This window comes from Variovorax ginsengisoli (assembly GCF_030486595.1).
Lineage (GTDB): Bacteria > Pseudomonadota > Gammaproteobacteria > Burkholderiales > Burkholderiaceae_C > Variovorax > Variovorax ginsengisoli_B.
Genome location: NZ_JAUJZH010000070.1, coordinates 1 through 4203 on the forward strand (window position 1 = coordinate 1; position 4203 = coordinate 4203).

Below are 4203 nucleotides of genomic sequence, written 5' to 3' on the forward strand. Positions count from 1 at the left end.
AACAAAGACCCATCGTGACCGCCACTTCTACAATCTGAACGCGCAACTCAACACGCATGACGACCGGTCACGATGCCGCGGAATCGTCGGTCACGTTCGCCGGAATACGCACGGACCTCGTTGGCGATGCGCACCTGGCCGTAGGCGGGCAATTCCAGGGCCAGATCAACGACGGCAGCCTCGATCTGCGGGTCGACGCGGTTCTTCAGCAGCGGCCGGCGGCGCGAGATCTCCTGCAACGCCGCTTCGCCGCCCTTGTCGTACAGCTCCTTGAAGCGATAGAAGCTGTCGCGCGAGTAACCCATTACCCGGCAGGCCTGGCTGACGTTACCCAACTGCTTGGCCAGCTCCAGAATGCCGACCTTGGCGCGAATGACCTTCTGTTCCTGTGTCATGGCGGACTCCTTCGATCTGGAGGCCGTGGTGCCGGCGACTACGGGCTTCGCCCTTCGCGCCGGGTTCGCGGCCATGGAACCAAAGATAGACCACTGTCAGATTAAGTCCAGGCTAGTTCACCTGATGAACCATTTGGTCATCGTACTGTCCGGTTGCAAACGCAGCCAGCTCCAGGCCAGTTCCACGAGCAGCGCCCGAGCCCCGAGCCCTTCGATTGCCGGCCCAGCTGATGCCCTGTTCGATCGAGTTGTCGCCGCTGGCGTACGGCGTAGGCGTTAGGCCCAGGCAGCCCGCGAGTTCGCGCCGATTGGCGAACTGTCGCCAACCGAAGATCTCATGCACAAGTATCCAGGCGCCCTTGTCGTAGCCGCGTCATCTCGCTCCATCACCCAGCGGCGCAGGAGATTGGAGATTGGCGTTCACCCCATGTGCCATAGCCACCGCGGCCATCAACATCCCGGGCTCTCTGCAGGCCAGAACAGCCTGTGCCTTGAACTCGGCGCTGTGTGTTCTGCGGCGCCCCGTCAGCACCGCTTCTTCGTTAGTGTGCACGTGTCCACCAATTTCGTGGACACGATCCTCGCCAACCGGAGGTCTCAGATCAACATGACTTCACTGGCTGCTTATGGAACTTCGAATCGTTAACCTTAGCACCGGCCGTCAGGCCTGCTTCTGGAACGGAGTAGTGGCACGGTCGCCGAGGTCCCACCACAGCCCCGCCATAAGCGCCAGCGCTTCCCGAGCGACCGACCCAAGGAAATGCTCATTGGGAGCGTGCTGGTTGCATGCCGGATAGGAGTGCGGAACCCAAACGGTCGGGAGACCGAGTGTCTCGGCAAAGATGTCGTTTGGCACGGTACCTCCTAAATTGGGCAGCAGGGCCGGCCTCTTCTCGGTGGTATTCTTTATAGATTGGAGCGTCCAGTTCACCCAAGGGTTGTCGAGTTCGAGCCTGGTCGCTTTGACGGCCGGTTTTACAGTCACCTTGACTTGCTTGATGTCTTGACGCGCCAAATGCTGCTCAAGATGCTCTTGTGCGTTTTCCCAGTCCGTCCCAACAACAAACCGCAGTTGGCAATGTGCACGAGCCGTTGGAGGAATGGCGTTAACCGGTGCATCCGGATTGCCTGACTTAAATGCAAGAACCTCGAGCGCGTTCCATCCGATGACCCGTTCCGCTGGCGTGAGCCCCGGCTCACCCCACTCAAGGTCTACTTCAGGCGCGCTCGAGTCCTGTCCCCACTCGATGTCCGAAAGGGCGCTTCGAACGAGCGGCGACAAAGGCGGTGGCATCAAGCCCTCTACCAGGATCTTTCCGTTCCCGTCCACCATCGTCGAAATCGCGTGTGCGAGCACAACAGCAGGGTTGCGAAGCGCCCCGCCCCAGTTACCGGAATGATGGCCACCGTCTCGAAGGTTCAACTCAAGGTCAAAGTTGAGCTCACCTCGGGAGCCAAGAAAAACCGTTGGACGCTCGGCCGAAACGCGTGGTCCATCCGAGGCTAGGAAAAGGTCCCCCGCCAAGTAATCTCGCTCGGCAGCACAAACAGCCTTCAAACCTGGCGAGTCGATCTCCTCTCCTGTTTCGAGGATCACCTTGATGTTGTAGCCAAGCTTTCCATCGCGTGCTGCAAGAACCGCTTCAAGCGCCGCGAAATTCACGCTGTGCTGCCCTTTGTTGTCGGCGATTCCGCGACCATACCAGCGGTCTCCTTCAACCACAATGCGCCAGGGTTCAAGACCAGCACGCCACTGGTCATCGTAGCCTCGAACGGCATCCCCGTGGCCGTAAGTCACCACCGTGGGGAGGACAGAGTCCTCTATCCGACTGGCGAGCAGAATTGGCGCATCCACGCCCGATGGATTCGGAACAAGCTTGGTTTGGAAACCAAGACCCTGCAAGTAAGGCGCGATTTCGTTCGTCAAGTAGGCATGCAGCTGGTGAGCGTTCGTGGATTCTTGGCTCTCTGTACGATAGGCAATTCGACGGTCAAGATCCTTTAGGAATTTCCCAGAGTCAAATGTTTCAACTGCAGCGGCAATGGCCGACTCACGACTCCCGGTGGGGTTGCTCATGTTGTTTCTCTCTTGAAGTGTTTGCTACGCGAGTCGCAGGGGCTGGCGGTCAAGGAATTTCTTCTGGCGAAACAGTACGTTTTCGGCCGACTCGCCAACCAGCTCTTCGTACACCGATGGAGCCGTGGCTCCCTCAGTGTTGATGACGAGCACCCGAGAGTCGCTGTTAAGGCCGACCTGACGCGCCAGGGCAGGATTGCGCATTAACTGGGTCAAACCCGAAAGCCCTGCGACACCGGATTCGCCGGCCAAAACGGGTGTATCTGTTGCATTTCCCTTGGCCAAGACTCGCATGGCATCGACCGCATCGACGTCCTTGATGGTCATAAAGAATTCTGCCGTCGGCTGAAGAAAACGCCATGCCAGCGGGGAAGCCTCCCCACACGCGAGTCCGGCCATCACTGAGTCGACAGTGCCTGTCGCCTTCGCTGCTTTGCCCACGATGGCACTTTGAAGCAGGCAGTCGGCCTGTTCGGGCTCTACTACCACGACAACGGGGCGCTTGTCGCTGCGTGCTTCCCAAAGGTAGCTGATGATGCCGGCCGCCAAGCCGCCGACTCCGCCCTGCAAAAACACATGCGTGACAGAAGTGCCTGAATCAGTTAGTGCCTCATTGATTTCGGCGGCGATGGTTCCGTAACCCTGCATCACATCGCGCGGAATCTCCTCATAGCCTTCATACGAGGTATCCGATACGACATGCCAACCATTATCCGAAGCAAGGCGCGCTGCTTCTTCAACTGAAGCATCGTAGTTGCCCGAGATCCGAACGATCTCCGCACCGAAAGCGGCGATAGCCTCTTCACGCTCTGGACTCACGTTGGCGTGCAGCACGATGACACAGCGGCAACCCAAGCTCTTTGCCGCCGCCGCAAGACCTTTGCCGTGATTACCATCAGTTGCGCTGATAACCGTGAAGCGCTTCAGCAAGGAGGCATACGTTCCAGAAAACAAGGCTTTCGGATCGAGCTTCTCGTTATGCCATAGTCTCAGAATCAGACGAACCAATGCAATGGGAGCGCCCAGTGCCTTGAAGCTTCCCAGTTCGGAACGGATCGACTCGTCTTTCAGCAAAATCTGGCCGACACCGAGCTCTTTCGCAAGTCCCGCTAGCGAATAGAGCGGCGTCGCGCCAGGGTTGATTCCGCTCCATGTGGACAACCACTCCCGACTCTCCTCGGCCTTTGCCATCGACATGATGGAGCGAAGTTCGGCAGGGTACAGAGTGCGCGTTGCCCGGGTGTTTGCAAACAGCATTTGATAGTTCCGTAGTTGGTGGAAGAATCCTAAGGCGGACTGAAGTGTTAAAAAACGCGATTTCGACTTCTAGAAGAGAACATCGATGCAGACCACATGGACCAAACTGCACAAGTATTCTTCATGAAACAACCTCCGTATGCCAGACGCTTCACACCTCCTTGTCTTTGTCGCAGCCGGCTGGCTGCTGAACCTGACACCAGGTCCCGATATCCTCTACATCGTCACTAACTCACTCCGCGGAGGTCGGCAAGCCGGCTTGATGGCCGGACTGGGAATCACTGTCGGCTGCTTCGTGCACGTGCTTGCCGCCGCCCTTGGCATTGGCGCATTGCTCGCCACGTCAGCCGCGGCATTCACCCTACTAAGAACTTATCCGTAAATAGGTAAACTGTCGATCCGAGCCGCATTGGGCGCGGCGATGGATCGAGATCTTGGCGAAACGTGTTGAGTCGTGGGTGGTGACCGATGAGT

General features: G+C 58.1%; 2 protein-coding genes and 3 pseudogenes. 1 reads left to right on the forward strand and 4 read right to left on the reverse strand.

Annotated features, from left to right (window positions below; translation table 11 throughout):
- Window positions 1–113: 113 nt before the first annotated feature.
- The 4 genes and pseudogenes from QZH52_RS38420 to QZH52_RS38435 all read right to left on the reverse strand — a co-directional run.
- A pseudogene (locus QZH52_RS38420) lies at window positions 114–395 on the reverse strand (helix-turn-helix domain-containing protein); the annotation flags it as partial.
- 126 nt (window positions 396–521) lie between these two features.
- Window positions 522–756: pseudogene (locus tag QZH52_RS38425) on the reverse strand (transposase); the annotation flags it as partial.
- Window positions 757–1056: 300 nt separating this feature from the next.
- Window positions 1057–2472, reverse strand: a complete 1416-nt coding sequence (locus QZH52_RS38430) for a M20 family metallopeptidase (RefSeq protein WP_301816516.1) — start codon at window positions 2470–2472, stop codon at window positions 1057–1059.
- Window positions 2473–2496: 24 nt separating this feature from the next.
- Window positions 2497–3729: a diaminopropionate ammonia-lyase gene (locus QZH52_RS38435; RefSeq protein ID WP_301816517.1), complete on the reverse strand. Its 1233-nt coding sequence runs from the start codon at window positions 3727–3729 to the stop codon at window positions 2497–2499.
- Between the two features lie 139 nt (window positions 3730–3868).
- Here QZH52_RS38435 and QZH52_RS38440 point away from each other — a divergent pair.
- A pseudogene (locus QZH52_RS38440) lies at window positions 3869–4099 on the forward strand (LysE family translocator); the annotation flags it as partial.
- Window positions 4100–4203 lie beyond the last annotated feature (104 nt).